24 protein-coding genes, 1 tRNA gene and 1 pseudogene are annotated in these 23,429 nt (G+C 68.0%); 17 read left to right on the plus strand and 9 right to left on the minus strand.

Features of this window, described 5'->3' with window-relative positions:
* Window positions 1-7: 7 nt before the first annotated feature.
* The 12 genes and pseudogenes from ruvB to QLQ15_RS08130 all read left to right on the plus strand — a co-directional run bounded on the left by ruvB (window position 8) and on the right by QLQ15_RS08130 (window position 8,591).
* Complete coding sequence (gene ruvB, locus QLQ15_RS08075) at window positions 8-1,048, plus strand: Holliday junction branch migration DNA helicase RuvB (protein ID WP_283212308.1); 1,041 nt, start codon at window positions 8-10, stop codon at window positions 1,046-1,048.
* Window positions 1,011-1,460, plus strand: coding sequence for a tol-pal system-associated acyl-CoA thioesterase (ybgC, locus tag QLQ15_RS08080; protein ID WP_432277788.1), 450 nt, complete (start codon window positions 1,011-1,013; stop codon window positions 1,458-1,460). The genes ruvB and ybgC overlap by 38 nt, the downstream gene beginning before the upstream one ends.
* Before the next feature lie 58 nt (window positions 1,461-1,518).
* Complete coding sequence (tolQ, locus tag QLQ15_RS08085; RefSeq protein WP_283212310.1) at window positions 1,519-2,304, plus strand: protein TolQ; 786 nt, start codon at window positions 1,519-1,521, stop codon at window positions 2,302-2,304.
* A gap of 91 nt (window positions 2,305-2,395) precedes the next feature.
* Window positions 2,396-2,845: a protein TolR gene (gene tolR, locus QLQ15_RS08090; RefSeq protein ID WP_283212311.1), complete on the plus strand. Its 450-nt coding sequence runs from the start codon at window positions 2,396-2,398 to the stop codon at window positions 2,843-2,845.
* Entirely contained in the window at window positions 2,845-3,819 is a 975-nt protein-coding gene (gene tolA, locus QLQ15_RS08095) for a cell envelope integrity protein TolA (RefSeq protein WP_283212312.1), read from the plus strand. Before tolR ends, tolA begins: the two co-directional genes overlap by 1 nt.
* A gap of 142 nt (window positions 3,820-3,961) precedes the next feature.
* On the plus strand, window positions 3,962-5,278 hold the full coding sequence (gene tolB, locus QLQ15_RS08100; RefSeq protein WP_283212313.1) for a Tol-Pal system beta propeller repeat protein TolB: 1,317 nt from the start codon (window positions 3,962-3,964) through the stop codon (window positions 5,276-5,278).
* Window positions 5,279-5,346: 68 nt separating this feature from the next.
* Window positions 5,347-5,859, plus strand: coding sequence for a peptidoglycan-associated lipoprotein Pal (pal, locus tag QLQ15_RS08105; RefSeq protein ID WP_283212314.1), 513 nt, complete (start codon window positions 5,347-5,349; stop codon window positions 5,857-5,859).
* Between the two features lie 19 nt (window positions 5,860-5,878).
* Window positions 5,879-6,691 (plus strand): tol-pal system protein YbgF, encoded by an 813-nt coding sequence (gene ybgF / locus QLQ15_RS08110; protein WP_283212315.1) that lies wholly within the window; start codon window positions 5,879-5,881, stop codon window positions 6,689-6,691.
* A 37-nt stretch (window positions 6,692-6,728) separates the two neighbouring features.
* Entirely contained in the window at window positions 6,729-7,406 is a 678-nt protein-coding gene (gene queE / locus QLQ15_RS08115) for a 7-carboxy-7-deazaguanine synthase QueE (protein WP_283212316.1), read from the plus strand.
* 16 nt (window positions 7,407-7,422) lie between these two features.
* Window positions 7,423-8,133 (plus strand): annotated as a pseudogene (queC, locus tag QLQ15_RS08120) (7-cyano-7-deazaguanine synthase QueC); the annotation flags it as partial.
* Between the two features lie 107 nt (window positions 8,134-8,240).
* Window positions 8,241-8,316 (plus strand) — tRNA-Lys (locus QLQ15_RS08125).
* 98 nt (window positions 8,317-8,414) lie between these two features.
* Window positions 8,415-8,591: a hypothetical protein gene (locus QLQ15_RS08130; RefSeq protein ID WP_283212317.1), complete on the plus strand. Its 177-nt coding sequence runs from the start codon at window positions 8,415-8,417 to the stop codon at window positions 8,589-8,591.
* Here the strand turns inward: QLQ15_RS08130 and QLQ15_RS08135 are convergent.
* A complete protein-coding gene (locus QLQ15_RS08135) occupies window positions 8,581-8,871 on the minus strand; it encodes an HU family DNA-binding protein (RefSeq protein ID WP_283212318.1) in 291 nt (96 codons plus the stop codon). The two genes, QLQ15_RS08130 and QLQ15_RS08135, sit on opposite strands and share 11 nt — an antisense overlap.
* Window positions 8,872-9,083: 212 nt before the next feature.
* Here QLQ15_RS08135 and aqpZ point away from each other — a divergent pair, with 212 nt between their 5' ends.
* Window positions 9,084-9,809, plus strand: coding sequence for an aquaporin Z (aqpZ, locus tag QLQ15_RS08140; RefSeq protein ID WP_283213967.1), 726 nt, complete (start codon window positions 9,084-9,086; stop codon window positions 9,807-9,809).
* Window positions 9,806-10,168, plus strand: coding sequence for a DUF4019 domain-containing protein (locus QLQ15_RS08145; RefSeq protein ID WP_283212319.1), 363 nt, complete (start codon window positions 9,806-9,808; stop codon window positions 10,166-10,168). The genes aqpZ and QLQ15_RS08145 overlap by 4 nt, the downstream gene beginning before the upstream one ends.
* A gap of 39 nt (window positions 10,169-10,207) precedes the next feature.
* Here QLQ15_RS08145 and QLQ15_RS08150 read toward each other — a convergent pair whose 3' ends face one another.
* From QLQ15_RS08150 to QLQ15_RS08175, 6 genes are all read right to left on the minus strand, one after another.
* Window positions 10,208-10,426: a hypothetical protein gene (locus tag QLQ15_RS08150; protein ID WP_283212320.1), complete on the minus strand. Its 219-nt coding sequence runs from the start codon at window positions 10,424-10,426 to the stop codon at window positions 10,208-10,210.
* Between the two features lie 19 nt (window positions 10,427-10,445).
* On the minus strand, window positions 10,446-10,859 hold the full coding sequence (locus QLQ15_RS08155) for a hypothetical protein (RefSeq protein ID WP_283212321.1): 414 nt from the start codon (window positions 10,857-10,859) through the stop codon (window positions 10,446-10,448).
* Between the two features lie 82 nt (window positions 10,860-10,941).
* Window positions 10,942-11,376, minus strand: a complete 435-nt coding sequence (locus QLQ15_RS08160; RefSeq protein WP_283212322.1) for a GFA family protein — start codon at window positions 11,374-11,376, stop codon at window positions 10,942-10,944.
* A gap of 22 nt (window positions 11,377-11,398) precedes the next feature.
* Window positions 11,399-11,809, minus strand: a complete 411-nt coding sequence (locus QLQ15_RS08165; protein WP_283212323.1) for a GFA family protein — start codon at window positions 11,807-11,809, stop codon at window positions 11,399-11,401.
* A gap of 107 nt (window positions 11,810-11,916) precedes the next feature.
* Window positions 11,917-13,731: a DNA helicase RecQ gene (gene recQ, locus QLQ15_RS08170; RefSeq protein WP_283212324.1), complete on the minus strand. Its 1,815-nt coding sequence runs from the start codon at window positions 13,729-13,731 to the stop codon at window positions 11,917-11,919.
* Window positions 13,732-13,887: 156 nt separating this feature from the next.
* On the minus strand, window positions 13,888-14,421 hold the full coding sequence (locus QLQ15_RS08175; RefSeq protein ID WP_283212325.1) for a Dps family protein: 534 nt from the start codon (window positions 14,419-14,421) through the stop codon (window positions 13,888-13,890).
* A gap of 97 nt (window positions 14,422-14,518) precedes the next feature.
* On the opposite strand from QLQ15_RS08175, the gene hrpA reads away from it, so the two are divergent.
* Window positions 14,519-18,457: an ATP-dependent RNA helicase HrpA gene (gene hrpA / locus QLQ15_RS08180; protein WP_283213968.1), complete on the plus strand. Its 3,939-nt coding sequence runs from the start codon at window positions 14,519-14,521 to the stop codon at window positions 18,455-18,457.
* Window positions 18,458-18,475: 18 nt separating this feature from the next.
* Here hrpA and QLQ15_RS08185 read toward each other — a convergent pair whose 3' ends face one another.
* Window positions 18,476-18,970 carry a hypothetical protein gene (locus QLQ15_RS08185; RefSeq protein ID WP_283212326.1) on the minus strand — a complete coding sequence of 165 codons (495 nt, stop codon included), beginning with the start codon at window positions 18,968-18,970 and terminating at the stop codon, window positions 18,476-18,478.
* A gap of 30 nt (window positions 18,971-19,000) precedes the next feature.
* Window positions 19,001-19,513, minus strand: a complete 513-nt coding sequence (locus QLQ15_RS08190) for a hypothetical protein (RefSeq protein ID WP_283212327.1) — start codon at window positions 19,511-19,513, stop codon at window positions 19,001-19,003.
* Window positions 19,514-19,580: 67 nt separating this feature from the next.
* Between QLQ15_RS08190 and QLQ15_RS08195 the strand changes: the two genes are divergently transcribed.
* Together QLQ15_RS08195 and QLQ15_RS08200 are read left to right on the plus strand one after the other, a co-directional pair.
* The gene (locus QLQ15_RS08195) at window positions 19,581-21,746 is read left to right on the plus strand and encodes a RelA/SpoT family protein (RefSeq protein WP_283212328.1); all 2,166 of its coding nucleotides are present in this window, start codon (window positions 19,581-19,583) and stop codon (window positions 21,744-21,746) included.
* 228 nt (window positions 21,747-21,974) lie between these two features.
* Window positions 21,975-23,429 (plus strand): tetratricopeptide repeat protein, encoded by a 1,455-nt coding sequence (locus tag QLQ15_RS08200; protein WP_283212329.1) that lies wholly within the window; start codon window positions 21,975-21,977, stop codon window positions 23,427-23,429.

The following is a 23,429-nucleotide window of genomic DNA, read 5'->3' on the forward strand; positions in this document are numbered from 1 at the left end:
TAGGCCCATGAACGACCAACGCATCATCGCCGCCGGCTCCACGCGCGAGGACGAGGCCATCGAGGCCTCGATCCGTCCCAAGCGTCTGGACGAGTACCTCGGCCAGCAGCCGGTGCGCGAGCAGATGAAGATCTACATCGAGGCCGCCAAGGGTCGTGGCGAAGCGCTCGACCACGTGCTGATCTTCGGCCCACCCGGGCTGGGCAAGACCACGCTCAGCCACGTCATCGCCAACGAGCTGGGCGTGAACCTGCGCCAGACCTCGGGCCCGGTGATCGAGAAGGCCGGCGACCTGGCGGCGTTGCTGACCAACCTGCAGCCGCACGACGTGCTGTTCGTGGATGAGATCCACCGTCTGTCGCCGGCGATCGAGGAAGTCCTCTATCCGGCGATGGAGGACTACCAGATCGACATCATGATTGGCGAAGGCCCGGCCGCACGCTCGATCAAGCTCGACCTGCCGCCCTTCACGTTGATCGGCGCCACCACGCGCGCCGGCCTGCTGACCGCGCCGCTGCGCGACCGTTTCGGCATCGTGCAGCGCCTGGAGTTCTACAACGCCGAGGAACTCACCCGCATCGTGCGCCGCTCCGCGCAGATCCTGGGCATCGCCTGCGAACCCGAGGGCGCGGCAGAAATCGCGCGCCGTTCGCGCGGCACGCCGCGCATCGCCAACCGTCTGCTGCGCCGCGTGCGCGACTACGCGCAGGTGCGGGCCGGCGGGGATATCACGCGCGAGGTCGCCGATGCGGCGATGTCCATGCTCAAGGTCGACCCGGAAGGCTTCGATGACCTCGACCGGCGCCTGATCACCACCATCATCCAGTCCTTCGACGGTGGGCCGGTCGGCGTGGAATCGCTGGCCGCGGCGCTGAGCGAGGAGCGTGGCACGCTCGAGGACGTGATCGAGCCCTACCTGATCCAGCAGGGCTATCTGGTGCGCACCGCACGCGGCCGCATGGCCACGCCCAAGGCCTACCGGCACATCGGGCTCCAGCCCCGGGCCAGCAGTGGCGGGCTGTTCGAGGAGACCGGTCGTGACGGTTGAGGCGACGTTCAGTTGGCCGACACGCGTGTATTGGGAAGATACGGACGCGGGTGGGGTGGTCTATCACGCGCAGTACCTGGCCTTCCTGGAGCGTGCCCGCACCGAGTGGATGCGCGCCCAGGGATACGGCCAGGAGCTCCTGCGTCGCGAATACGATCTGGTGTTCGCGGTGCGCGCGATGCAGCTCGATTTCCTCAAGCCGGCGCGCCTGGACGACGCGCTGGCCGTGACTGCGGAACTGAGCGAATGCCGCCGCGCCAGCGCGGTCTTCGTCCAGGAGATCCGTCGCGGCGACGTGCTGCTGCTGACCGCGCAGGTGCGCGTGGCCGCGCTCGACGCCGGCGGTTTCCGCCCGCGAGCGATCCCGTCGCCGCTGCTGGACGAGCTCAAGGCGCTCGAACGGCCTCGGTGAGAATCCAATCCAAGTTGCAAGCCACACAGTCCCGCGCGACGGGCACGGAGAACCAAGCATGACGCCATTGTTGACCGCGCTGCAGGCCACCGCCGTGGAGCCCCTGCCGGAAGAAGCCGCGAACGCAGCGGGCCAGGCCGCGCAGGCGCTGTCGACCGCGCCGCACGATGCCACCAGCCTCAACCTGCTCCAGCTCGTGCTGCACGCGAGCATCCCGGTGCAGCTGGTGATGCTGCTGCTGTTGTTCGGCTCGATCGCTTCGTGGGTGATCATCTTCCGCAAGAAGCGCGTGCTCGACCGTGCCGCACGCGAGGCCGACCACTTCGAGGAACGCTTCTGGTCGGGCGCGGAGCTGTCCAAGCTCTACGCGGGCGCGACCGAGCGCAACCGCGACATCACGGGTCTTGAGGCGATCTTCGAAGCCGGCTTCCGTGAGTTCAGCCGCCTGCGCCAGCGCCGTGGCGCCGATAGCCGCATGCAGCTCGAAGGCGCCCAGCGCGCCATGCGCGCGACCGGTTCGCGCGAGATCGACGGGCTGGAACACAACCTCGAATTCCTCGCCAACGTCGGTTCGATCAGCCCTTACGTGGGTCTGTTCGGCACGGTGTGGGGCATCATGATTTCGTTCCAGGGCCTGGCCAACATGAAGGAGGCGACCATCGCCACCGTCGCGCCGGGCATCTCCGAGGCGCTGGTCGCCACCGCGATGGGCCTGTTCGCCGCCATCCCGGCGGTGTGGGCCTACAACCGCTTCGCGACCAAGGTGGAGCGCATGTCCGTGCGCTACGACGCGTTCTCCGAGGAGTTCTCGTCGATCCTGCAGCGTCAGGTTGACGAGGTGTAATGCGAGTCCCTCGCAAGAACCCGCACATCCATGTGCGGACTATTCAACTGCCGCCCTGGTCGCTGATGCGCCGGGCAATCTGAGGAAGGCCATGGCCGGGATCACCGCACGCCGCCATCGCAAGCGCAAACTCAAAGCCGAAATCAACGTCGTCCCGTACATCGACGTGATGCTGGTGCTGTTGATCATCTTCATGGTCACCGCGCCGCTGTTGAACCTGGGCGTCGATGTCGACCTGCCGCAGTCCAACGCGAAGTCGATCCAGGAGAAGAAGGACCCGGTCGTCGTCAGCGTCGATTCGGCCGGCAACTACTTCCTGACGTTGAAGGCCGGCGACAGCCAGGCCGTCACCGCCGAAGCGCTGCAGGCGCGGGTGCGCGGCATCGTGTCGCAGAACCCTGACGTAGCGGTGTTCGTCCAGGGCGATGCCAAGGTCAACTACCAGAAGATCATGGACGCGCTGGTGCTGCTGCAGAGCGCCAACGTCAAGAAGGTCGGCCTGATGAGCCAGCCCGACCAGAGCACACAGGGCCGCCGCTGATGCGGGAGACGCGCGCCGACACCGCGCAGGCGATCCTCTGGGCGCTGCTGCTGCACCTGATCCTGTTCGGGCTGATGTTCGCCGGTCTGATGTGGACGCGCACAACGGCGCCCGTGTCGGTCGCCGGTTCGCCGGTCACCGCCGAGCTGATCGACGCCAACGCGCTGTCGCCGGCCATGCAACGCACGCTGCGCAACCTGCCGGAGCCGGTCGAGCTGCCGCCTCCGCCGGCGCCGGAGGAGACCGCCCCGCTTCCGCAGCCCGTGCCCGAGCCCGTTCCGCAGGATTCGGTCGCACAGCCGCAGCAGCAGCCGCAGGATTTCATCCCGGTGCCGGATACCCAAAACCAGGAAGCCGTGGTCGAAACGCCGACCCCGACGCCGGCCGAGGAGAAGAAGGCCCAGGAGCTCAAGCGCAAGCAGGAGCAGATCGACCTGACCGAGCAGAAGCGCCAGCAGGAAGTCGAGCAGAAGCGCCGACTGGCCGAGCAGCAGGAGCAGGAGCGCCAGCAGAAGATCGCCGAGATCCGCAAGAAGCGTGAGGCCGCCTCGCGCGAGGTCGCAGCCGCTGCGCGTGCCACCGATCTGGCGGCCCAGCGCCAGCAGCAGGTCGCCGATGCCCGGTCGCGCCAGGGCGCCACCGACTCTGGCAGCGACGCCAGCCCTCCGCCCGGCAACAACGGGGTGGATACCGGCTTGAAGGCCCGTTATGCCGCGGCCCTGCAGGAAGCCATCCTGGCCAAATGGACCCGCCCGGAGACCGTTCCGGTGGGCTCCCGCTGCACCCTCCTGATCCGCCAGCTGCCGGGCGGGCAGGTGATGAGCGCCGAAGTGTCATCGCCCTGCTCGTACGATGAGCAGGGCCGTCGCTCGATCGAGGCCGCCGTGCTCAAGGCCCAACCGCTGCCGTACGCGGGCTTCGAGAAGGTGTTCGCCCGCGACCTCACGCTGAACTTCACCGCCCAGGACCGCTGATTGGCGCTCCCGGGACGGCGGCGTGCCGCCGGCTGGTTCAGCTTTGAGGCGGCGTTCACCTGCGGCTGCTAACAATTACAAAGCTGAACGGATTGACCCTGGACCGAACGTTCGAAAGAACGCCCGTACGACTGGAGTGCCGATGAAACGATCCCTCGCCTGGCTGGCTTCCGTGCTTGCCGTCCTCCTGCCACTGACCGCCGCAGCCCAGCAGGGGCTCGAGATCGACATCGTCGGCGGCAACGCCGCGGCGCTCCCCATCACCGTCGTGCCCATGCCGTACCAGGGCACCGCGACCGCGCCGCAGACGGACCTTTCGCAGGTGGTCACCGCCGACCTCGCGCGTTCCGGCCAGTTCCGGCCGCTGCCGCTCAACGACATCGTCGAAAAGCCCACCCGCGGCGGCGAGATCAACTACCCGACGTGGCGCGCGCTCAACCAGGACTACATCGTCGTCGGTCGTGTGCTCGATGCCGGCGCCGGCAGTTTCCGCGTTGAGTACGAGCTGTTCGACGTGGCCAAGCAGCAGCGGCTGCTTGGCTTCGCACTGACCGCTCGCAACAACGCGATGCGCGATGTCGCGCACCAGATCGCAGACGCTGTGTATGAAAAGATCACCGGCGTGCGTGGCGCGTTCTTTACCCGCATCGCGTATGTCACCGCCACCGGTACCGGCAAGGGCGCGCAGTACGCGCTGATGGTCGCCGACTCCGACGGTTTCAATCCGCAGACCGTCGTGCGTTCGCCCGAGCCCCTGCTGTCGCCGTCGTGGAGCCCGGATGGCAACCGCCTGGCCTACGTGAGCTTCGAGAGCGGCAGCTCCTCGATCTACATCCAGAACATCGCCTCGGGCAGCCGCGAGCTGGTCGCGAAGTATCGCGGCATCAACGGCGCGCCTTCGTTCTCGCCCGACGGTCGTCGTCTGGCGCTGACACTGTCGCGTACCGGTAATCCGGAGATCTACGTGATGGACCTGGCCAGCAAATCGTTGAACCAGCTCACCAATCATTTCAGCATCGACACCGAACCGACGTGGAGCGCGGACGGCAGCACGATCTACTTCACGTCCGATCGTGGTGGTCGCCCGCAGATCTACTCGGTGCCGTCGAGTGGTGGCAGTGCAACGCGCGTCACGTTCCAGGGCAGCTACAACGCCAGCGCCAGCGTGTCGGCCGATGGCAAAAAAATCGCCACGGCCCAGGGCGCAGGCAATACCTATCGCATCGCGCTGATGGACAGCACTCTGGGGGCTGCGCGCTGGAGCACACTTTCGCCGGGTTCCCTCGACGAATCGCCTAGCTTTGCCCCTAATGGTGCGTTGATCCTTTATGCTGCGCGCGAGGGCCGCCGGGGCGTGCTCTACGCCGTTTCGTCCGATGCCCGGGTGCGCCAGCGCCTGGTGCTGGCTGATGGGGACGTGCGAGAGCCCGCCTGGGGGCCATTCCGTTTGCCGCGTTGATCTAACGAAAGCGGTGTATCGCTAGTTTGCCCCGTACTGTCCCACGCCCGTAATGACGAGGAACAACCATGAATAACACCACTCGTATCCTGCTCGCCGCCGTGCTCTGCACCGCAGCCGTGGCCTGCACCAAGAAGGTCAAGGAAGAAGCGCCGGCTGAAACCACCCCGCCGCCGCCGGTCCAGACCGAACAGCCCGCCACCTCCGGCGTGTTCGGCCCGAACGACCTCGACACCGACGCTTGCCTGCGTCAGCGCGTCGTGTACTTCGACTTCGACCAGGACACCCTGCGTCCGGAGTTCCAGGCCATCGTCGGTTGCCACGCCAAGTACCTGCGTGACCGTCCGTCCTCGCGCATGACCCTCGAAGGCCACGCCGACGAGCGCGGCAGCCGCGAGTACAACCTGGGTCTGGGCGAGCGCCGCGGCAATGCCGTGTCGTCGGCCATCCAGGCCAACGGCGGTTCGGCCAGCCAGATCACCGTGACCAGCTACGGCGAAGAGCGCCCGGTCTGCACGGACTCGAACGAGGACTGCTGGGCCAAGAACCGTCGCGTCGAGATCGTCTACACCGCCAAGTAAGCGGTCGTAGAGACTCGTGATGGTCCGCAAGTCCCTACTTGCAGCAGCGTTCGCGGCGGCCCTCGTGGCCGCCGCGCCCGCCGCCGCGCAGCGCGCCAGCCTGGCCGATCGCGTTTCCGCGCTCGAACAGCAGGCCGCCAACAACCAGGGCAACGTCGACCTGCTCAACCAGGTCAGCCAGCTGCGCAACGAAGTGCAGGCACTGCGTTCGCAGGTGGAAGAGCTGCAGCAACAGAACCAGCAGCTGCTGCAGAGCTCCAAGGCCCAGTACCTGGACCTGGACGGTCGCATCAACCGGCTCGAAACCGGTGGGGCCGTTCCGCCCGCCGATGCCGCCCCGGCCACGCCCGCAGGCAAGCCGGCCAAGCCCGCTGCGCCGTCCGCCTCCGCGAAGGACCGCCCACCGGCGGTCTACGGCGACAAGGGTGCGCTGGCCAGGAACCCCGACGAACGAGCGGCCTACGATGCCGCCTTCAACGCACTCAAGGGCGGCGACTACGTCGAGTCGGCGCGTCAGTTCCAGGCTTTCATCGAGACCTACCCCGAAGGCGCCTACACGCCCAACGCGCTGTACTGGCTGGGCGAAAGCTACTACGTCACGCAGAACTACCAGATGGCGCAGACGCAGTTCCAGGCGCTGTTGGACCGCTATCCCACGCACGACAAGGCCTCCGGCGCGATGCTCAAGGTCGGCCTGTCGCAGCTGAGCCTCAAGCAGGTCGAAGCGGCCGAGCGCACCCTCGCCGACGTGTCCGTCAAATACCCCGGCACCGACGCCGCCCGCACCGCCAGCGACCGCCTCAACGCGATCCAGCTCGGTCGCCTCCGCTGAGCCCGACGGGCACAGCCCGATCCGGTAAAATGCCCGCATGAACGCCGTCCCCCTCGATGCGGCCGCCGCGTCGCCCGAGCGGCTGCGGATCACCGAAATCTTCCTGTCCCTGCAAGGCGAGGCCCGCAGCATCGGCTGGCCCACCGTCTTCGTGCGCCTGACCGGCTGCCCCTTGCGCTGCCAGTACTGCGACACCGCGTACGCCTTCCATGGCGGCGAATGGCGACAGATCGACGACATCCTCGCCGAGGTCGCCTCGCATGGCGCGCGCCATGTCTGCGTCACCGGCGGCGAGCCGCTCGCGCAGAAGCGCTGCATCGGGCTGCTGCGACAGCTGTGCGACGCCGGCTACGAGGTCTCGCTGGAAACTTCCGGCGCCATCGACATCGCCGAAGTCGACCAACGCGTGTCGCGCGTGCTCGACATCAAGACGCCCGACTCGATGGAAGTGCACCGCAACCTGTGGTCCAACCTGCCGCTGCTCACGCCGCACGACCAGGTCAAGTTCGTGATCTGTTCGCGGGAAGACTACGACTGGGCGAAGGACATCGTCGCGCAGCACCGCCTGACCGATGTCTGCGACGTGCTGTTCTCGCCAAGCTTCACCCAGATCAAACCCAGCGATCTGGCCGACTGGATCGTCGCCGACAAACTGCCGGTGAGGTTCCAGTTGCAGTTGCACAAGATTCTCTGGAACGACGAGCCGGGCCGCTGAGCCCGCCGTCCCGAAGGAAACAGACACCATGAAGAACGCCGTCGTCCTTGTTTCGGGCGGGATGGACTCCGCCGTCGTCGTCGCCATCGCACGCGAGCAGGGCTATGCCGTGCACGCGCTCAGCGTGCGCTACGGCCAGCGACATACCTCCGAACTCGAGGCCGCCGACCGCGTTGCCAAAACGCTTGGCGCTGTCGCGCACAAGACCGTCAATGTCGATCTGCGCAGCATCGGCGGCTCCGCACTCACCGACGAGTCCATCAGCGTCCCGACCGATGACGACGGACACGCCGTGGGGCAGGACGCCGTCAAGGACGCCATTCCCGTCACTTACGTCCCCGCACGCAACACCATCATGTTGTCGGTCGCGCTGGGCTGGGCCGAAGTGCTGGGCGCCAACGACATCTTCTGCGGCGTCAACGCCGTCGATTATTCCGGCTACCCCGATTGCCGTCCCGAGTTCATCGAAGCCTTCGAGAACCTCGCCAACCTGGCGACGAAGGCCGGCGTGGAAGGCGCAGGCCTGCGCGTGCACGCGCCGCTGCAGTTCATGAGCAAGGCCGACATCGTGCGCGAGGGCGTGCGCCTGGGCGTGGATTTCGCGCAGACGGTGTCGTGCTACAAGGCCGACGATGAAGGTCGTGCCTGCGGTCACTGCGACGCCTGCCGCCTGCGTGCCGAAGGCTTCGCCGCCGCCGGCGTGGCCGACCCGACGCGCTACGTCTGAACACCCCGCGCCTGTCGCCACATCCTCACGGCGGCCTGCGCTAGAATGCACGCCCCGGCGCAAGGCCGGGGTCGCACCCGCACCCGCGGGCGCATGGATCTACAAGTGGGCCGTTAGCTCAGTCGGTAGAGCATCGGACTTTTAATCCGCTGGTCGATGGTTCGAATCCATCACGGCCCACCATTCCCAATAAGAGCTGACGGGCGATTCTTCGCGCGGCAACAGTCGCGATCGTCTGCTTAGTCCGCCGAGTGGCATGTCTCGCGTCTGCGGCTGTGTACATGCGCGCAGTCATCGCGATGAACGGTCTAGCGTCCGCCTCAGATACTTCAGAGTTTGATCAGATTTGCATCAACGAGATTGATGACGAGCAACAGCACTGCCGTGCCGCAAGTGCAAAAGAAAAAGGCCGCCCGAAGGCGGCCTTTCTTCTAATCGCCGATTCGCTTACTTCGTAGGAGCGTTCAGCGACAGCGCATCCTTCAGCGCCTTGCCGGGCTTGAACGCCGGCACGATCGACGCGGCGATCTCGATGGTCTCGCCGGTCTGCGGATTGCGGCCGGTACGCCCGGCGCGGTTGCGTGCTTCGAACGTGCCGAAGCCGAGGATGGTCACCGCTTCGCCGTTCTTCAGCGCCTGGGTGACGGATTCGATCAGCGCATTGATGGCCGATTCGGCCTGCGACTTCGACAGCTGCGACTGCACGGCGATGGATTCTGCGAGCTGGGACTTGTTCATGGGGCACCGTCATGTCAGGGGCGCGTAGTAGAGCCGCTTCGCGACGCAGCGTCAAACGCGACGATTCCTGCGGGCGGCCAGAACACGGCAGAGGTGGGGCCGCAGCGACAGAAATCTTCTGATGGCCGGTCCCGGTGCTTCCGCAAAGAATCTCCGCTCCTTTCCAGTCGGGCCCATCCGGTGGGCACCGAACAGACCGCGAGGCATTCAGGATGGCAAATCTCCCCCGGCGCATGACGGCCGAACTCATCGGCACGTTCTGGCTTGTGTTTGGCGGCTGCGGCAGTGCCGTGTTGGCCGCGAACTTCGGCGGCGTTGGAAACCCGGTGGGAATCGGGTTTCTGGGTGTGTCGCTTGCCTTCGGTCTGACGGTACTGACCGGCGCGTATGCACTCGGGCCGATTTCAGGGGCGCATTTCAACCCGGCGGTCAGCATCGGCCTGTGGGCCGCTGGTCGCTTTCCTGCGCGCGATCTGCTGCCTTACATCGCGATGCAGTTGATTGGTGCCGTGGCGGCCGGGTGTCTGTTGAAGCTGATCGCGGCCGGTGCGCCCGGTTTCGTCATCGATCCGAACGCGCCGGGTGCGTTCGCGAGCAATGGCTACGGCGCGTTCTCGCCGGGCGGGTACGGGCTGATGGCGGCGTTCATTGTCGAAGCGGTGCTGACGGCGGTGTTCCTGGTGGTGATCCTGGGAAGCACGCATGCTCGCGCGCCTGCCGGCTTCGCACCGCTGGCGATTGGTCTGGCGCTGGTGCTGATCCACCTCATCAGCATTCCGGTGACCAACACCTCGGTGAACCCGGCGCGCTCGGCGGGCATTGCCTTTGTGATCGGTGGGCCTGCGTTGTCGCAGTTGTGGCTGTTCTGGGTCGCGCCGATCTTCGGTGCCATCGCGGGTGCGTTGACCTGGCGGGTGGTCCAGCCCGGGGACGCATGACGTATTCCCCGCCACCGGATGGGGACGCCGCCCGCTTGTTGCGGGCGGCGTTTCATCTTGCGCGGGCGATTGAACACGATGCCGCGTGGGCATGGTCGCGCGCGTCGAGTTCGACGCGTGAAAGCGTGGGAGGTGCGGAGGTCGAAGCGCTCACCGAACAGACGCGGACGCGTGGCGCCGCCCGCTCGCGACGCTGGATCAAGGTGGAGCGGTTCGATTCAGTCGGAACAGACGCCGCCCATTACGTACGTGCGGTGTTCGCCGTCAGCTTCGCGTCGGGCCCGCCCATGGAAGAGATGGTGGTGCTGCGCCACGACGAAGACGGCGTGTGGCGCCTGGCGGGTTACGCGATTCGCTGAGTGGTGCAGGCCGCCGCATCATGCGCGTGCGGCACGGCTTCATCGCCTCGATGTGCCGTTGGCAAGTGCGGTCGACGCGCGCATCCGACGCAGCCAGAAGACGTACGCCGTGCCTGTTAACAGACACACCGACGAGACGATCACGGCCTGTATCGCGGACTGCCCTTCCAGGCCCCGGATGATGGCGACCATGAGCGCCAGCGCCGCAAGCCCGAACCAGAACGCCACGCCGCGCAGGGCTTCGCCTTCGTTCGTCATGTGCGGTCACCTCTGGGCCTTACGAGCGGCCCCGTTTCGCAACGAGGATGACGCCTTTCGTGTGAAGAGCGAGCAGAGATGCCCGTGGGTAAGCGATGGATTCGCCGACCTGGAGCGGGACGCCGTCGACAACGGCCTTGGCGAGCGCGCGGTAGATGCGCCGCTTGCTGGTCGAGCGTTCCTGCACCGCGTGGGCGATGACGCGGTCGGCCTGCACTGAATCCACCTGCACCAGTGTGTAGAACGACGTGCGATGACGTGCGGCCGTTGGGTCATCCAGCCGGACCATATAGATGTCGCCCGCCTTCGGGTTGTCCAGGTAGGCCTGGGTGCGGTTTCCGAAGGTGAGCCGGAAAGCCGCTGTGCCGACCAGGGCCAGTGCAAGGGCAAGGATCGCGAGCTTCTGCGCGACCGGATTCTGGGCGCCGAACATGATGGAAAGGCCGGAACGGAGGGCTCAACAGTCTGTTGATCCACCCCGTACGACCCCATCGGAGGAATCCGACTCTTCCCGGTCAGTCGGCGTCGTTGGCCCGGCTGGGCACTGCGGTACTGCTTTCCTGGAAACGCGGCAGCGTGTCGGCTACGTCGAACCAGGGCAGGCGCGAACGCGTCCACACGTGGTCGTCCATGCGCACCTGTTCCGGTGAATCGAGACTGCCGACGCACACCTGCACACGGTCCTGAAGCACTTCCTCGCGCATGCCCAGCGTGCTGCCGCAGGTGTCGCAGAAGCCGCGTTCGGCGAACGGAGACGTGCGGTACCAGCGCGGTGGCGCGGCGATCCATTGGAACGCGACTGCCGGGAAATGCACGAACGCCAGCGCGGGCGCACCGGAATGGCGCCGGCACATCGTGCAATGGCAGATCACGCCACGGATCGGCGCTGCGCTCGCGCGGTAGCGGACGGCGCCGCACAGGCAACCGCCCTCGAAAATCCCCTCATCCATCATGTGTCCTTTCGTGTCCGCATCATCCGTTGTTGGTGCTGCTGCGCTGGTAGTGACGCGTGGCCTCGTCCAGTCGCTCCCACGGCAGCTTGTGTTCGATCCAGGTTTCCTTGGTCGGTGGAAACTGCTCCGGCGAATCCAGCGACGCGGTGGTGATGTCGAGCGTGTCCACGTCGTCGGCGTGGCGATACGTCAGCGGCGTGCCGCAGTTTCCGCAGAAGCTGCGCACCACCTCGGGCGAAGACTGGTACCACAGCGGCGTCCCGGCGATGAAGGCGAACGCGTCCATATGGAACGTGGACCAGGCAACCGACGGCGCTCCGCTCGCACGGCGGCAGGTCCGGCAGTGGCAGATGCTTCTGGAAACCGGGGGTGCCGTGGCGCGGTAACGGACGGCACCGCACAGGCAGCCGCCTTCGATGCACAAGCCCATGGTGTCCTCCACGACCCTGACGTGGCGGTTTCCGGCGTTATACGGCCGCTCATGTGTGTGCGGCGCGAGGATGGCGACGAGAGGGCGTGATGACCGGCCCAACGGTGTCAGGCCGCGTCGAACAGGTGCTGCAGTACCGCCTCGCCATACCGGTCGAGCTTGCTGGCGCCGATGCCCGGGATGCGGGACAGCTCGTCCAGGTCGTCCGGCGAGGCCTCGGCGATCGCACGCAGGGTGCTGTCGTGGAAGATCACGTACGCCGGGATGTTCTGCTCGCGCGCGGTGGCCGAACGCCATTCCCGCAGCGCGTCGAAGCGGATCTGCGAGTCGCGGTCCAGCTCCACCATCGGCGCGGACGTACCGCTCTTGCGTCCCTTGCGGCCACGCGCCGGCTTGGCCGCCTCGTGACGGAAACGCAGTTCGCGCTCGCCGCGCAGCACCGGGCCGCTTGCCGCGGTCAGCCGCAGCGCGCCATGGTGTTCGACGTCGGCCTCCAGCAGGCCGGCGGCGACCAGTTGGCGGAACACGCCGCGCCATTGGCGCTCGTCCAGGTCGTTGCCGATGGCCCAGGTGCTGAGGCGCTCATGGCCCCATTGCTGCACCTTGTCGGTGTTCATGCCGCGCAGCACGTCGATCACGTGGCCCGCGCCGAAGCGTTGCCCGGTCCGGTACACGCACGACAGTGCCTTGCGTGCGGCCTGCGTGCCGTCCCAGCTTTGCGGCGGGTCCAGGCAGTTGTCGCAGTTGCCGCACGCCCCGCCGTGCGCTTCGCCGAACCAGCCGAGCAGACCTTGCCGGCGACACTGAGTGGATTCGCAATAACCCAGCAGCGCATCCAGCTTGCCCAGCTCCAGCCGCTTGCGTTCCTCGCCTGCATCGCCCTGCTGGATCAGCTGGCGCAGGTTCACCACATCGCCCAACCCGTAGCTCAGCCACACCTCGGCGGCATCGCCGTCGCGTCCGGCGCGGCCGGTTTCCTGGTAATAGCCTTCGATCGACTTGGGCAGGTCCACGTGTGCGACGAAGCGCACGTCGGGCTTGTCGATGCCCATGCCGAAGGCGATGGTCGCCACCATCACGATGCCGTCCTGCTGCAGGAAACGCCGCTGGTTTCCGGCGCGCAGCGAGGCCTCCATGCCGGCGTGGTAGGGCAGGGCGTTGATGCCTGCCGCCTGCAACTGCTCGGCCACGGATTCCACGCGACGCCGCGAGAACGCGTAGACGATGCCGCTTTCGCCGCGATGGCCTTCGAGGAAATCCAGCAACTGGCGCACGCCGCCGCCGTCCTTGTGCACCACGCGGTAGCGCAGGTTCGGACGGTCGAAGGAACTGACGAACTGGTGCGCGTCCCCCAGGTTCAGGCGTTCGGCGATCTCGCGCCGCGTCGGCGCATCCGCGGTGGCGGTGAGTGCGATGCGCGGAATGTCGGGCCAGCGTTCGTGCAGCACCGTGAGCTGGCGATACTCGGGGCGGAAATCGTGTCCCCATTGCGACACGCAGTGCGCTTCGTCGATGGCGAACAGCGCGATGCGCGCACGCTCCAGGAGCGAGAGGAAGCGCGCGGTGAGCAGGCGCTCGGGCGCCACGTAGAGCAGGTCCAGCTCACCCGACAGCAACTGCCGTTCCACCTCGGCGGCCGCGGCTGCGTCCAGCGTGGAGTTCAGGTAGGCCGCGCGCACGCCCAGCTGTCGCAGGCCTTCCACCTGGTCCTGCATCAGCGCGATCAACGGCGAGACCACCAGCCCGCAGCCCTCGCGCAGCAGCGCCGGAAGCTGGTAGCACAGCGACTTGCCGCCGCCGGTGGGCATGAGGACCAGAGCGTCGCCGCCGGAGGTCAGCCGCTCGACGATCTGCGCCTGTTCGCCGCGGAAGCCGTTGTGGCCGAACACGCGGCGCAGCAGATCGAGAGCGGAATCGGACATGCGCATAGTCTAGCCGCCGGGGCCGGCCACCACCGCGGCCGATGTCCGGATGCCGTGTCGGAACATCGCCGGTTCAGCTGGCGCGGGGACGCCGAAAACGCGGAAGCCCGGGTATCCCCGGGCTTCCTGGCGTCCTGCGGCTGGCCGCCGCGACGGTCACTCCAGCAGCGAGCGCAGCATCCACGCGTTCTTCTCGTGCGTCTGCAGGCGCTGGGTCATCAGGTCGACGGTCGGGTCGTCACCGCCCTCGTCGGCGATCTTCAGCACCTTGCGCGCCGTGCGGGCCACCGCTTCGTTGCCGACGGTCAGCTGGCGTACCATCTCGCGCCAGTCCGGTGCCTCGGTCAGGCCGGGTTCCTCGGGGATGGAGCTCAGGCGGATGAATTCCGCGTACGAGCCCGGCGCGTTGAACCCCAGGGCGCGGATGCGCTCGGCGGTTTCGTCCAGCGCGTTCCACTGCTCGGTGTACTGGCCTTCGAACATCACGTGCAGGCTGTTGAACATCGAGCCGGTGATGTTCCAGTGGAAATTGTGGGTCTTCAGGTACAGGGTGAAGCTGTCGGACAGGAAGCGCGACAGGCCTTCGGCGATCTTCTTGCGATCGCCCGCGCTGATCCCGATATCGATGCCCGGGTGGCTCGGCGCCGGCGATGCCGGGGCTTTGGACTTGGCATTCTTTGCTTTGGCCATTGCTGTTCTCCCTTGAATCATGGCATTGCGGCGACAATAGGCCGTGCCGACCGCGATGTGAAATGGATCTTGCCTTTCAGTGTGATCGATGAAACCGATGGACCCGGCGCAGTCTAGCCGCGCCAATGTCAGCGATGCGTTACGCCAGGCCCGCCGCGCCATCGACGGCGCGCTCAGTCGCGACCGCGGCCGGCTGCATGGCCTGTGGTCGCGCTGGAGCGGAAAGCCCGGCGATTCCGGCGCACGCGAGGCGTTCGCGCAGGCGCTGGCGGCGTCTGTCTCGCAACGGGAAGCCCGCATCGCCTCGCTGCCGCAGGCGCCCGTCGATCCCAACCTGCCCATTGCGGCAAAGGCCGACGAGATCGTCGCGTTGATCCGTGCCCATCCGGTGGTCGTCATCGCCGGCGAAACCGGTTCGGGCAAGACCACACAGCTACCCAAACTGTGCCTGGCCGCGGGCCGTGGCGCGGCCGGCATGATCGGCTGCACCCAGCCGCGCCGCATCGCCGCGCGCGCGGTCGCGCGCCGCGTGGCGGAAGAACTGCAGACCCCGTTGGGCGCCGCGGTCGGCTACCAGGTGCGCTTCACCGAGAACGTCGGCGAGCAGACGGCGGTGAAGTTCATGACCGACGGCATCCTGCTGGCGGAAATCCAGTCCGACCGCTGGCTGTCGCAGTACGACACCATCCTCATCGACGAGGCGCACGAACGCAGCCTCAACATCGATTTCCTGCTGGGCTACCTCAAGCAGCTGCTGCAGAAACGACGCGACCTGAAAATCATCGTCACCTCCGCCACCATCGACACCGAGCGCTTCGCCGCGCACTTCGGCGATGCGCCGGTGGTGAACGTGGAAGGTCGCGGCTATCCGGTGAGCGTGCGCTATCGGCCGCTCGAGGGCGAAGGCGAGGACGACGGCGACCGGACGATCAACGACGGCATCGTCGCCGCCTGCGACGAGATCACGCGCGAAGATCCGCGCGGCGACGTGCTCATCTTCCTGCCCGGCGAGCGCGAGATCCGCGACGCGCATCTCTCGCTGGAACGCCGCAAGTATCGCGAGACCGAAGTGCTGCCGTTGTACGCGCGCCTGTCGGTGCGCGACCAGGACCGCGTGTTCAATCCGGGGCCGAAGCGCCGCATCGTGCTGGCCACCAACGTCGCCGAAACCTCGCTGACGGTGCCGCGCATCCGCTACGTAGTGGACCCGGGCGTGGCGCGCGTGAAGCGCTACAGCCCGCGTGGCAAGCTCGACCGGTTGCACATCGAGCCGGTCAGCCAGGCCAGCGCCGACCAGCGCAAGGGCCGCTGCGGACGCATCAGCGAAGGTACCTGCTATCGCCTCTACTCCGAGGCGGATTTCGAATCGCGCCCGCGCTACACCGATCCGGAAATCCGTCGCGCCGCACTGGCCGGCGTGATCCTGCGCATGCTGTCGCTGGGGTTGGGAAACATCGAGGATTTCCCGTTCCTGGAGCCGCCCGATCCGCGCGCCATCGCCGATGGCTGGCAGCAGCTGTCCGAACTCGGTGCGGTGGACGAACAACGCCGCCTCACGCCGACGGGCAAGCTGATGTCGCGCCTGCCGGTGGACGTGAAGCTGGCGCGCATGCTGGTGGCCGCCAACCAGCACGGCGTGCTGCGCGAAATGCTGGCGATCGCCTCGTTCCTGGGCATCCAGGACCCGCGCGAGCGCCCCGCCGACCAGCGCGCCGCGGCCGACAATGCCCACGCGCAGTTCGCCGACCCGCGTTCGGAGTTCGTCGGCATCCTCAAGCTCTGGGACGCCTACACCACCGCGCACGAGGACCTCACGCAGTCGAAGCTGCGCGCCTGGTGCGAAAAGAACTTCCTGGGCTTCCTGCGCATGCGCGAGTGGCGCGAGTTGCACCGCCAGTTGAAGCTGATGGCGGAGGAGCTCGACTGGAAGGAGTCACGCGCCGCGATGAACGAGCATGGCGCGCTCGATCAGTCCGCGTACGCCACCCTGCACAAGGCGCTCATCGCCGGACTGCCCACGCAGATTGGCACGCGCGGCGATCGCGGCCAGTACGACGGCCCGCGCGGGCGTAAATTCCAGCTGTTTCCCGGTTCGCCGCTGGCGAAGAAGCCGCCGCCGTGGGTGCTGTCGGCGACGCTGCTCGATACGGAGCGCGTGTGGTCGCTGACCAATGCCTCCATCGAGCCCGACTGGGCCATCGTCGAGCTGTCGCACCTCCTGTCGCGGCGCCAGCACGATCCGCGCTGGTCGCGTTCGCAGGGACGCGTGATCGGCAGCGAGCAGATCGGCCTGTTCGGCCTGGTGCTCGCCCCCAAGCGACCGGTGCACTACGGCGCGCTGTTTCCAGAGGAAAGTCGGGCGATCTTCGCGCGCGATGCGCTGGTCACCGGCGAGATCAACACGCGTGCGGCGTTCCTGCCACGCAACCTCACGACGCTGGCCAAGGCGCGCGACGAGGAAGCCAAACAGCGCCGCAGCGGTCTGGTCGTCGACGAGGACTGGATGACGCAGTGGTACCTCGACCGCCTGCCGTCGCACGTGCACAACGCACAGGCGCTGGACGCGTGGTACGGCAAGTTGCCGCCCGCCGAGAAGGCCGCGCTGGAATGGTCGTTGCCGGACCTGATGATCGGCGACGAGAGCGATGCCGTGCGCTTCCCGCCGTACCTGTCGCTGGGTAGCGTGCGCCTGGCCGTGAAGTACCGTTTCGAACCCGGTGCCAGCGACGACGGCATGACCCTGGCGGTGCCGCTGCACCTGCTCAACGCGCTCGATCCGGTGCGCCTGACGTGGCTGGCGCCGGGCTTCGTGCAGGACAAGGCCGCCGCGCTCATCAAGAGCCTGCCCAAGACGATCCGCCGCAACTTCGTGCCCGCGCCGGATTTCGCGCGCGCCTTCCACGAAGCGCATGCGCAGGCCAGCGCCGATGCCATCACCGGTGAACTGGCGCGCTTCCTGCACCGGCTGGGTGGCGTGGCCGTTGCGCCGACGGACTTCGACGAATCCGCGCTGGAACCACACCTGCGCATGAACCTGCGCCTGTTCGATCGCGACGGAAAGACCGTGCTGGCCGAGTCGCGCGATCTCGACGACCTGCGCGCACGCTTCGGCGAACGCGCGGCCGCGGCATTTGCCGCCAAGGCAGCCGACGGTCTCGCCCAGCGCGGGCTCACGACATTCCCGGAGACGCCCATTCCGGTATCCGTGCCCGGCGCCGGCGGTGTGCCGGCGTATCCGGCCCTGCATGACGACGGCGACAGCGTGTCGCTGCGCGTGCACGCCGATCGCGAGGTCGCCCGTCGCGATCACCCGCGTGGCGTGCGCCGCCTGCTCGAACTGGCGCTGGCCGACAAGCTCAAGCAGGCGCGCAAACAGCTTCCGGTGACGCCGAAGATGGGTCTGCTGTACGCATCGATCGAATCGGCTGGGCCGCGCGCGGACGGGTTGAAGGAGGGCGACCGGCTGCGACTGGACCTCGTCGATGGCGCCTTCGCTTCGCTCGCCGCCGAAGGCCTTGGCGACGTGCGCGACGCCGACGCCTTTGCCGCGCGACGCGACGCGATCATCAAGGGGTTGTTCGGCGAGGCGATGGATCGCCTGAAGCAGGCCGAGGCCATCCTTTCCGCGGTGGCCGAGGCGCGAGCGAAGCTGGAATCGCCGCTGATGGGTTGGGCCAGCGGCAACCTTGACGACATGCGCGCGCACCTGGCCACGCTGACGCCGCCGGGCTTCCTGCGCAGCGTTCCCGCCGAGGCGTTGCGCGAGTATCCGCGCTACCTGAAAGCGCTGGCGCTGCGGGGCGAGCGCGCACTGCGCGATCCCGTCCGCGACCAGGCGCGCATGCTCGAACTCAAGCCCTTCGCCGACGCGCTCGCGCAGGCCGTGACGGCGGGCGAAGCCGATGTGCCGGAATGGCAGGCGCTGCGTTGGGATCTGGAAGAACTGCGCGTGTCGTTGTTCGCGCAGGAGCTGGGCACGCGCGGCGGCGTGTCGCCGAAGAAACTGGCGCAGCGGCTGGGCCAGCTGCGCCGGTGACGCGGCCGGTGTCGCGCGTCAGTCGACGCGCTGCACCTTCAGTTTCTTTGATTCGCCTTCCATCTGCAGATACCACACACCCATGAAGCCCGGTGCGATCGTCACCTTCGGGTGGCTGGCCGGGCGACGCAGGTAGAGGCTGCCCTCGATCACGCGCCAGCGCTGGCCGTTGTCGAGCACCACGGTCGAACCGTTGGTCCATTGCCGGACTTCGCCGTCGACCGTGGCGTTGACGGCCTGGTCGGGCGTGCGCTTCTCGCGCAGGCCCACATTGCTGGCGGTGTGTTCGGCCACCGCATCGCGCGCCACGGTTTCGCGGTCGTCGCTGAGCAGCTGGTTCAACAGGCGCAACTGCTCCGGCGACAACGTGTCCAGGCCGGTCGCGTGCAGCTGTTCGGTGTTCAGGCGCTGCTCGATGGGCACATACGGCGGCTTCGCCGATGCGTTGGCGATGGCGAGGGTCGCCACCAGTACGGTGCAGGCCAGCAGTGAACGCAGGTGAATCGAACGCATCGGGTGTCCTCGTGGGGATGGTCGGTCGGCTTACTTCACGCGCTGCACTTTCGCGCGCGTGTTGTAGCCGTCGATCGACAGGTACCACGACTGTCCGACGATGCCCGGGGTGATCTTCACCTTCGGGTTGCTCCTGGCGGCGATGGTCAGCGATGCGTCGTCGATCTGCTGCCACACCTGGCCATTGTCCAGCGTGTAGCTGCGGCCGCGTCCGAAGCCCTTGAACTCGCCGTCCAGCGTCGCCAGGACCGGCTCGTCCGACGTGCGCTCGAACAGGCCGCGACGATCGTGTGCCGTTTCGGCCCGTGCCTCTTCCGCGGCCTTGGCCGTTTCGACCTGCAACTTGCCCTGCAGCCACGCGTTGAGGTTCGCCAGCTCCTGCGACGACAGACGCTCCAGGCCCGTGGCCTTGAGCTGCTCGGGCGTCATCTGCTGCTCGATGGTCTGCTGGGCCAGCGCGGTGCCGGCCAGCGGCATCAACAGGGCCAGCACGAGTACGCGGATGCGGACACGGGTGGGCGAGGGAAGGCGGATCGGGGGCATGCGCTGTTCCTCCAGACGGTTGCGGGCTAGTGTAGACCGTCCCCGCGTCGCCCACCGTTCCATCGCCATGGCAACACCGTCCCTCCAGCCGTTTTCCGCGCTGGCGCATCCCGCCGCCGCAGGCATTCCCGCGCCCCTGCGCCGGGCGATGCAGCAGGCGTCCGTGGGCAACGACACGCAGGGCGATGCACCCGAGGTGGTGGCGAGCATGCTCGATGCACTGGCGTTGCTCGGTGGCGATGGCGACACCGTCGCGGCCGCGTTGCTGCACGCCAGTCCCGCGCTCGAATCGGCGTTGCGGACGACGATCGAACGCGAGTTCCCGTCCATCGCGCCCTTGCTGGAAGGGCAGCGCGCCGCCGGACAGGTGTGGGCGCTGCATGCCGAGCGCCATGGCCAGGCGGGCAACGAAGGACTGCGCCGGTTGCTGCTGGCGATCGTGCGCGACCTGCGCGTGGTGCCGATCCTGCTGGCGCGCCAGCTGGCGCGCATGCGCCATGCCGAAAGTCTGGATGAGCCGGAGCGTCGCGAACTGGCGCTGCTCACGCGCGACATCCACGCGCCGCTGGCCAACCGCCTGGGCATCTGGCAGCTCAAGTGGGAACTGGAAGACCTGGCGTTCCGCTACCTGGAGCCGCAGACCTACCAGCAGATCGCGCGCCTGCTCGACGAGAAGCGCACCGACCGCGAGCACTACATCGAGGACGTCAAGCGCACGCTGCGCGATGCGATGGCCGCGCAGGGGTTGAAGGCCGAAATCGCAGGCCGACCCAAGCACATCTACAGCATCTGGAAGAAGATGCAGCGCAAGAACGTGCCCATCGGCGAGTTGTACGACCTGCGCGCGGTGCGCGTGCTGGTCGACAGCCTGGGCGACTGCTATGCCGCGCTCGGTGCGGTGCACGCCACCTGGACACCGATACCCAGCGAGTTCGACGACTACATCGCACGGCCCAAGCGCAACGACTACCGCTCGCTGCACACGGCCGTGATCGGTCCGGAAGGCAAGACGCTGGAAGTGCAGATCCGCACGCACGAGATGCATCGCCAGGCCGAGCTGGGCGTGGCCGCGCACTGGAAGTACAAGGAAGTCGGCAGCCACAGCGCCGACGCCGCGTTCGATCGCAAGATCGCGTGGATGCGCCGCCTGCTCGAGGCCGGCGCCGAAGGCGGGCGCGAGGATGCCTCGCTCGCGGGCGAGTTCGACACCGAGCTGGTCGAGGACCGCATCTACGTGCTCACGCCGAAGGGTGAGGTGATCGACCTGCCCACCGGCGCGACGCCGCTGGACTTCGCCTATCACGTGCATACCGAGGTGGGCCACCGTTGCCGTGGCGCGAAAGTGGACGGCCGCATCGTGCCGCTGGACCACAAGCTGCGCAGCGGCGACCGCGTGGAAATCATGACGGCCAAGACCGGCGAGCCGCGCCGCGACTGGCTGGTCGCGGCCAACGGCTTCCTGGCCAGCGGGCGTTCGCGCGACAAGGTGCGTGCGTGGTTCCACAAGCTCGACCGTGCGCGCAACGAAGCGGCCGGCAAGGACCTGCTGGACAAGGAATTGCGGCGCCTGGGCCTGCTCGGTGCGGACCTGGCGCCGGCGCGCGAGAAGTTCAACCTCGCCAGCGACAGCGAGGTGTACGTGCAGGTCGCGCTGGGCGACATCGGCCCGCACCAGGTGGGCCGTACATTGCTTGAACACGAGCGCGCCCAGCAGGCCGCGCAGGCCGCCGCCGCTGCGCCGACGACCACCGTCACCACGCCACCCGCGCCGCGGCATGTGCCACGCCGGACCACCGACTTCACCGTCGAAGGCGTGGGCAACCTGCTCGTGCAGCTGGCGCGCTGCTGCCAGCCGCTGCCGGGCGAGCCCATCGTGGGCTACCTCACGCGGGGTCGCGGCGTGAGCGTGCATCGGCCGGGGTGCGCCGCGTTCGAACGCCTGGCCGCCACGCAGCCGCAGCGCGTGCTGCCGGTGGAGTGGGGGCGCGCGGGCAGCGGTTACGAGGTCGACGTGGAGGTGCTCGCGCTGGACCGGAAGTGGCTGCTGAAGGAAGTCACCAACCTCATCGCGCAGGGCAACGCGCACGTGGTCAGCATCCGCAGCGACATGGAGCGCAACGGCGCGCGCGTCCGGTTGCGCCTGCGGCTGCGGGTCGGCGATTACGGCCAGTTGTCCACGCTGCTGGGCAAACTGTCGTCGCTGCCGGGCGTGGAGCACGCACAGCGACGCTGAACGGTGCGCGGATGAATGCACCGGTCCCCACCGGCGTGGCGCTATCCTTCGCGGGTGACGTCCAATGAGCATCGCCCCTTCGAAGCACTGCGCCGACCCGATCGCCCGGGTCCCGCCGTGCCGCCGTCGGACGGGCGCATCGAACCGCAACTGGGTTCATGGAGCCCGGATGACTGGGGTGCCGAACGCCGGCCGCACCGGCCGATCGCCCCCGAAATGCGCACCGGCATGGCCTGGGGAATCGGCGCGCTGCTGGTGGGCGCGTGCGGATTGTTGTTGTTCCTCCTGCGCCAGCCGCTCTCCGAGCGCCTGTGGCCCGACACCCGCGCGCAGCAGTTGCAGACCGACGCCACGCAGGCGCTGGCTCAAGGGCGGCTGACCTCCGCCGACGGCCGCGGCGCACGTGAGTTGTACGCGGCGGCGCTGGCGCTGGATCCGGACCGCAGCGAGGCGCGTCGGGGGCTGGACCGCGTTGGCGTGGCCGCGCTGGCGCAGGCCGAAGCGGCGATCGATTCGCGCCGCTACGCCGATGCGCACCGTCTGATCGCGCTCGCCCGTGAACTGTCCGTCCCGCGTGCGCGGTCGGATGCGCTGCAGGCCCGCCTGCGCGAACGCGAGGCCGGCGATGCAGGCATCGGCAAGCTGCTGGCGCAGGCGGAGGCCGCGCGCAAGGCCGGTCGCTTGGACGGTGGCGAAGACGCCGCGCTGCCGCTCTATCAGCGCGTGCTGGCGCTGGAGCCCAACCGCACGGAGGCGCTGGAAGGGCGCGAGGACACGCTGGCCGATCTGCTGCAGGAGGCACGCGCGTCGCTCGACCGCGGCGACGTGGCGGAGGCCTCTGCGCGCGTGCGTCGCGTGCAGGCGGCCGACCCCGGCCACGTCGACCTGCCCGATGCCCTGGCCCAGCTCACGCGCGTGGCCGAACGGCGTCGCACCCAGGCCGAGAACGACCTGCGCCGCGGCCGGCTGGCCGAGGCGGTATCCGGATACCTCGCCGCGCTCGCCGCGATGCCCGACGACTCGGCCGCCGAACGCGGGCTGATCCGCGTCGCCAACGCATACGCACTGCGCAGCCAGCGCTACGCGGGCGATTTCCGCTTCGACGAGGCCGAAGCCGCGCTGCGCGATGCGCGCGCGGTGTCGCTGGAAGCGCCGGGCATTTCGGAGGCGGAGCACCGTCTTGCGCAGGCGCGCCAGAGCCAGCAGCGCTACGGCACGCGCGTACCTGCGGGCGAGCGCAACCGACGCGTACGCCTGCTGCTGGCCGACGCCGCCGAGGCCGAGGCACGCGGCGACCTGCTCACGCCGCCGGGCGAGAGCGCATTCGACAAGCTGCGCGCGGCCCAGGCCCTGTCGCCGCAGGATGCGGGCGTGCGTGGCGCGATGGCGCGCCTGTTGCCCGCGGCGCAACGCTGCTTCGAACAGGAACTGCGCGACAACCGCCTCAGTCGCGCGCGCGAATGCCTGGATGCGCGCGCCGCGCTGGAAGGCGATAACGCCGGTGTACGCGAATCGCGCCGGCGTCTGGCGCAACGCTGGATCGCGGTCGGCGACGAACGCCTGGGCGCGGGCGAATTGCGCGCCGCGCAGGCCGCGCTCACCGCCGCGCGCGAACTGGATCCACAGGCCAACGGACTGGGCGAATTCGCCGACCGGTTGCGCGCCGCGTCCGCGGCGAACTGA

Source organism: Lysobacter stagni (genome assembly GCF_030053425.1).
Classification (GTDB): Bacteria; Pseudomonadota; Gammaproteobacteria; order Xanthomonadales; family Xanthomonadaceae; genus Lysobacter_J; species Lysobacter_J stagni.